This window comes from Marinobacter persicus, assembly GCF_002934325.1.
GTDB lineage: Bacteria > Pseudomonadota > Gammaproteobacteria > Pseudomonadales > Oleiphilaceae > Marinobacter > Marinobacter persicus_A.
This window is the reverse complement of the sequence record NZ_PTIV01000027.1, coordinates 44,716-50,766: the sequence shown is the minus strand read 5'-3', so window position 1 is coordinate 50,766 and position 6,051 is coordinate 44,716. Positions and strand designations below refer to the sequence as shown.

7 protein-coding genes are annotated in these 6,051 nt (G+C 61.4%); 4 read left to right on the top strand and 3 right to left on the bottom strand.

What is annotated here, in order from left to right; genetic code table 11:
- On the bottom strand, positions 1-620 hold a 620-nt coding region (locus tag BY454_RS13260), incomplete at its 3' end, for a hypothetical protein (protein ID WP_146082717.1).
- Complete coding sequence (locus BY454_RS13255) at positions 620-916, bottom strand: hypothetical protein (protein ID WP_104416980.1); 297 nt, start codon at positions 914-916, stop codon at positions 620-622. The genes BY454_RS13260 and BY454_RS13255, both read right to left, overlap by 1 nt.
- 189 nt (positions 917-1,105) lie before the next feature.
- Here BY454_RS13255 and hemC point away from each other — a divergent pair, with 189 nt between their 5' ends.
- Genes hemC through BY454_RS13235 form a run of 4 tightly spaced genes read left to right on the top strand, consistent with a single transcriptional unit; the run spans position 1,106 to position 5,204 of the window.
- Positions 1,106-2,047, top strand: a complete 942-nt coding sequence (gene hemC, locus BY454_RS13250) for a hydroxymethylbilane synthase (protein ID WP_104416981.1) — start codon at positions 1,106-1,108, stop codon at positions 2,045-2,047.
- Positions 2,028-2,864, top strand: coding sequence for a uroporphyrinogen-III synthase (locus BY454_RS13245; RefSeq protein WP_104416982.1), 837 nt, complete (start codon positions 2,028-2,030; stop codon positions 2,862-2,864). The genes hemC and BY454_RS13245 overlap by 20 nt, the downstream gene beginning before the upstream one ends.
- Positions 2,851-3,966: a uroporphyrinogen-III C-methyltransferase gene (locus tag BY454_RS13240; protein ID WP_104416983.1), complete on the top strand. Its 1,116-nt coding sequence runs from the start codon at positions 2,851-2,853 to the stop codon at positions 3,964-3,966. Before BY454_RS13245 ends, BY454_RS13240 begins: the two co-directional genes overlap by 14 nt.
- Positions 3,963-5,204: a heme biosynthesis HemY N-terminal domain-containing protein gene (locus BY454_RS13235; protein ID WP_104416984.1), complete on the top strand. Its 1,242-nt coding sequence runs from the start codon at positions 3,963-3,965 to the stop codon at positions 5,202-5,204. The genes BY454_RS13240 and BY454_RS13235 overlap by 4 nt, the downstream gene beginning before the upstream one ends.
- Positions 5,205-5,300: 96 nt before the next feature.
- Here the strand turns inward: BY454_RS13235 and BY454_RS13230 are convergent, their stop codons facing one another.
- Positions 5,301-6,035 carry an FAD-binding oxidoreductase gene (locus tag BY454_RS13230; protein ID WP_104416985.1) on the bottom strand — a complete coding sequence of 245 codons (735 nt, stop codon included), beginning with the start codon at positions 6,033-6,035 and terminating at the stop codon, positions 5,301-5,303.
- Positions 6,036-6,051: the final 16 nt, after the last annotated feature.

Below are 6,051 nucleotides of genomic sequence, written 5' to 3'. Positions count from 1 at the left end.
TTCGCGATATCCGTGATTTGTTGTTTTAGCTTATTCCAATCCACCGCTCCGTCTGTGAGCAGGTTGTCGTCGCCCACCGGAGCCGTGCTTTCAAGCTTGGAGGAGTATCGGCAACATTCGGCGGGAATCGACGTTAACCGGGCGTAGGCCATGCGAAAGCCATTGGGACTGGCGTGACTGCCACGGCGCTGAATGGGGATGAGCTCCACGATCGGGTTCGTGGGGTCTTGGGCTCCGCTGACGGGCGCCAGCACGCCTCGCAGTTTTTCATTGGCACTGTCCAGCTCACCCTGGGCGACCCGGATTTTTCTTTCCAGAACCTCGGGGCGCTCGGACTGTTCAATCAAGCCCCGTCCTTCTGGCTTGAAGTAGTTCGCCTGCTTCACCTGAATGTAACTATCCTGAAGGGTTTTCAGGTGCGCGATGGCGTTCTGTTGCGCCTCGACCACGGCCTCAAGTAACCGCATTTCCGTGAGCATGGCGAGCATCTGATGTTTTGGGACGGCCAGCAGCGTGTCATGCCCTACCATGTAAAAGAGTTGGTCGGCAGGTTCAATAAACACATCCTGCCCTCTGGCTCGCAGTTTGGTGGTGGTCTCTCCATGGGCTTGCATGGTCATCAGGCTTCCCCTCCTGCGGTGTCATCCAGAGGATCAGGGGATGCCAGCAACTGGCGTTTGGCATCGGATACAAAGGCTTCAAGGCGGTTGGCGGTCAGACGCTTAAGCTCAATATCGCCCTGCTGAGAAAAGCAATCGGGAGTGTAGTGGAACGGTTCGGTGACCCGCTGCTCACCCACCAGCCGGTGAGGCGTCAGCGGCGCGCTGACCGACAGACTCAGCAGGCGCTGGGACTGGAATAGGGAAGTATTTAAAACAGCCGAGAAGGCACGAGGGAGCTTATCTGACTCATCCATGAGCAGTTTCCATCCGTGAGATTGTTATCTCCGGCGGCCTGCCTTGGCCGCCTGTTAATAATCGGGAGGCTATCCCACATCATTGCCGACTTCAAGATTTCAAAATAGAGATAGATCCACCTCCAAGCGGGACTTTTTCCCAGTCACAAGGTAACCTTGGAACACATTTTCCCAACGACAGTGAGTGCTATGTCAACACGAACCCTTCGCATTGCAACCCGCAGCAGCGCCCTGGCGTTGTGGCAGGCAGAATTCATCAAATCCGAGCTCGAACGGCTGCACGACAACGTCGCCGTGGAGCTGGTCAAGATCAAGACCCAGGGCGACAAGATTCTTGACGTGCCCCTGGCCAAGATCGGCGGCAAGGGCCTGTTCGTGAAGGAACTCGAAGAAGCCATGCTCGATGGCCGGGCCGACCTGGCCGTGCACTCCATGAAAGACGTGCCCATGGAATTTCCCGAAGGCCTGGGCCTGGTGGCCATCTGCGAGCGCGAAGACCCGACCGACGCCTTCGTCAGCAACCACTACAACAGCATTGACGAATTGCCCGAAGGCTCCGTCGTCGGCACCGCCAGCCTGCGCCGGGAAGCCCAGCTGCGCGCCAACCGCCCGGACCTGGTGGTTAAAGTCCTGCGCGGCAACGTCAACACCCGCCTGGCCAAGCTGGACGCCGGCGAATACGACGCCATTGTCCTGGCCAGCTCCGGCCTAAAGCGCCTGGAATTCCACGACCGCATCCGCTATTGCGTGCCCGCCGAGGTCTCGCTGCCGGCAGTTGGCCAGGGCGCCCTGGGCATCGAGTGCCGCACCGACGACACCGAACTACTGGAACTGATCGCCCCGCTGAACCACAAGGATTCGGCCGATCGCGTGAAAGCCGAGCGTGCCCTGAACCGCCGCCTTGAGGGTGGCTGCCAGGTGCCCATTGCCGCCTACGCCCTGCTGGAAGACGACGACATGCTCTGGCTGCGCGGCCTGGTCGGCGCCGTGGATGGCTCGAAGATCTTCCGCGTGGAAGGCCGGGTACATCGAGCCGAAGGCGAACGCCTGGGCCGGGAATTGGGCGAAGAACTGCTGAACATGGGTGCCGACAAGGTACTGGCGGAAATCTATGGTCACACGCCCACCTGAAACCAACAGCCACGCTGAGCTGCGGGGGCGGCGGGTGCTGATCTGCCGCCCTGAACCGGAAGGCTCACGCCTGGCCCGGGTATTTGAAGAGGCCGGCGCCACGGTGCGGATATTGCCGCTGATGGCCCGGGAACCGCTGCCGGAAACCCCGGACCAGCGCAGCATCCTGCAAGAGCTGGACAATTTTACCCATGTAATTGCCGTCAGCCCCTATGCCGCCCGCCGGCTACTGGAAGAAGCCGACCACTGGTGGCCACAGTTACCCGTGGGCATCCACTGGTACGGCGTAGGTGCCGGCACCGCCGCCGAACTTTCCCGCCACGGCCTGCGCCCACGCCGGCCGGCCGAAGGCTGGACCAGTGAAGCGCTGTTGTCCCTGCCCTCCCTGCAAAACCTGGCAAACGAAAAAGTACTGTTGGCCCGGGGCGAACACGGGCGGGAAGTCATTCGGGAAACCCTGGAGCAGCGCGGAGCCCGGGTAACGGTGTTGCCACTGTACCGACGCTTCCGACCGTACTATCCTTCAGAAACGATTGACGAAATTTTTAACGGGTTCCAGCCGGAAGTGATCGTTGCGCTTTCCGGTGAAACCCTGAACAATCTGATGACAACCAGCCCGGACCACCTGCAAGCCCTGTATCAGACGCTTCTGGTGGTTCCTGCCCAACGGGTGGCAGACCAGGCCCGCGAAGCCGGATTCCTGAACCCGTTTGTGCCCGGCGGCCTGGCCGACCCGGACCTGGTCATCAGCGTGGCTTCCCGGCTTGCCCCGGAAGCCGGTAACACCGGAAAACCAAGTAAGGATGCCCGTGACTGACGAACCCAAGAATCTGCCCGCCCCCGTCCAACAAACCGCCACAGACACCCGACGGCTCTGGCCGGTCTGGCTGGTAGCCGCACTGGCATTACTTCTCGCCATCGCCCTGGCGGCCTGGAACTGGCAACAGTGGCAAACCCACAAGGCCACCCTGCAGACAATTGCTGACCTGCAGGCCGATACCGCCCAACTCGAAGACCTGTACGGGGATCGGGGCAACCAGCAAAGCAATCGCCTGCAGGCGCTGGAGAACCGCCTGGCCGAACAGCGCGAGCTGATCGCCACCCAGCAGCGCCAGATTGACCACAACGCCCGGGAACTGCTGGAAGCCGGCAACCGCACCCGCACCGACTGGTTGCTGGCCGAAGCGGAATATCTGCTGCGCATTGCCAACCAGCGGCTGCTGATTGAAAAAGACATCCGTGGCGCGCTGTCGGCATTGCAATCCGCCGATGAGGTCCTGGCCGAATCGGACGATGTTGGCGTCTACGCCGTGCGCCAGCAACTGGCCCGGGAAATCCAAGCCCTGAAGGGTATCGAAGGGGTGGATCGCACCGGCCTGTATCTGAAACTCGAAGCCGCCATTGGCTCCGTTCACGATCTCACCGACCAGGCACTGATCCACGACCGGGCGCCGCCCCTTAGCCTGGCCGACAGCGAAACCGATCCGGCAGGGGATGGCAACATGTTCACCCGGGGCTGGAACCGGTTCCTGGATACACTGAAGCAGGTGGTCGTGGTCCGTCGCATGGATGAACCAGTCAAACCCCTGCTCTCGCCGGACCAAAGCGCCTGGGCGCGCCTGAACCTGCAATTGATGCTGGAAGAAGCGGAGCTGGCCGTATTGCGCGGCAATCAGGCCCTGTACGAACGGGCCCTGACCAAGGCCCGCAACACCGTGAACAACTGGTACGACAACACTGCTCCGGCCATTCGGGGCCTCAGCCAGACCCTCAGTGAGCTGGCCGACCGCAACGTGGACCCGGAACTGCCGGATATCAGCAAGTCTCTGGAACTGTTGAAAGAACGACTGGCGGGGCGCACCGCCAACACCGGTAGCAATGACGGTAACGGCGAGAGCAACGGAGGCGACCAATCATGATCCGCCTGCTGCTGATCATCCTGATAGCATTGCTCGTCGGCACTGGACTTTCCCTGGGCCTGGCTTACGACTTGGGCTACATCCGGGTCAGCCTGGGCAACTACCTGATTGAAACCAACTTCTGGGTTGGCCTTGGGCTAGTGTTGGTACTGATGGGTCTGAGCGTTTTCCTGTACAACACCCTCCGGCGCGTGCGCCAAAGCACCGGCATGGTCGCGGACTGGATATCCCGGAGCAACGAGCGACGCGCCCGCCGGCGAACCACCGAAGGCCTGCTGTCACTGGCCGAAGGCGAGTGGAAACGGGCGCGCAAGCTGCTAACCCGCTCAGCCGACAACGCCGATACGCCGTTGATCAACTACCTGGCAGCAGCCCAGGCAGCCTTTGAAACCGACGACCACCAAGGCGCCGACGAGTTATTGCGCAAGGCCTTTGAGAGCACCCCAGGCTCCAGCATGGCAGTGGGCCTGACCCAGGCCCAGCTGCAACTCGCGGGCAATCGCCTGGAGCAGGCACTGGCCACGCTGCTGCGCCTGCGCAAGGAATCCCCCCACCATCCGTTTGTGCTGAAACTGCTCAAAAACGCCTACCTACGCCTGGAGGACTGGCGGGAGCTGGCCAAGCTGATTCCCGAACTGCGCAAACGCAGCGTACTCACCGAAGCCGAGCTCAGCGACCTGGAACGCCAGACCTGGCATAACCTGCTGGAACAGGCCGCCGAGGACTGCGAGCGTCAACGCCAGCAGGACCCGGACGCGTCCCTGGCTCCGCTGACCCGGGTCTGGGATGAGCTGCCCAAATCCCTGCGCCGCGACGACAACATTGTGCGCGATTACGCACGTCTGCTGGCTCGCCTCGGCGATGAGGCCCAGGCCGAGACCCTGATCCGCAAGATCCTGCAGGACAACTGGAGCGATGAACTGGTGAACCTGTACGGGCGCATCAAGGGGCAGGACATCGGCGAGCAATTGCTGGTCGCGGAGCAGTGGCTCAAGGACCGGCCGAATAACCCGGAACTGCTGCTGGCACTGGGCCGCCTGAGCCTGCGCAACGAGCTCTGGGGCAAGGCGCGGGAGTACTTCCACACCAGCCTGAAACTGCGCCGAAGCCGGGAAACCCTGGCCGAGCTAAGCCGCCTGAACGCCAGCATGGGCCACGAGGAAGCGAGCCTGAAGCTGATGATGCAGGGGCTGGAAGCCGATAACGGCCTGCCGGAACTGCCCATGCCCAAGGCATGAATCCCGGCTTTCCCAACGCCCACCAAAAAGGCCGGATGCTGAAAACAGGCATCCGGCCTTTTTTTATTCGTATGGCTGTCTAGTCCTGAATAAGATTTAAGTGCGAGGCGCGTACTCCAGCACATCGGAAAAGAACGCCTGCTCCGGCAAACCATGCTCCAGCAGTGCGTCCATCAGGGTGTAAACCATCGTGGGCGAACCACTGGCGTGCACTTCCACGTTCTGCCAGTCCATGCCAGAGGCAAGCACCGCCCGCACCAGGGGCTCATGGTGACCTTCCCAATCGTTGTCCTCATCGTCCTTGACCACCGGCACAAAGGTCAGAGCTGACCAGTCGTCATGCCACTGCTGGGCCAGCGAGCGCAGGTACATGTCCTCGTGACGGCGCACGCCCCAGAACAGTTTAACCGGCTGTGAGAAACCGTTTTCCCGCAGGTACTCCACCAGGCTCTTCATCTGGGCAAAGCCGGTACCGGCGGCCACCAGTAACAGCGGTTTTTCCGGCAGGCTCGCCAGACAGGCTTTGCCGTTGGGCAGACTGACGGTGACATCTTCCCCGGAGGTCAGGGCGTCAATCACCTTCTGGGCAGAGACCCATTTCGGCGATGCCTGGATCTGCAGCTCAATGCGCTCCGCCGAGGGGCTGCTGGCAATGGAGAAGTAGCAGGGATCGGCGTCCGGCAGGTTCACCGACAGGTACTGACCGGCATAAAAAGACACCTGTTCCCGATCAGGCAGCTCCAGTTCCACCTGATAGACATCGTGGCTGATTGAACGTACATCGACGACCCGGGCCTGATGCTCGCGGGGTTGGTTGTTTCCTGAAGCCATAACGGCGGGAATCTCC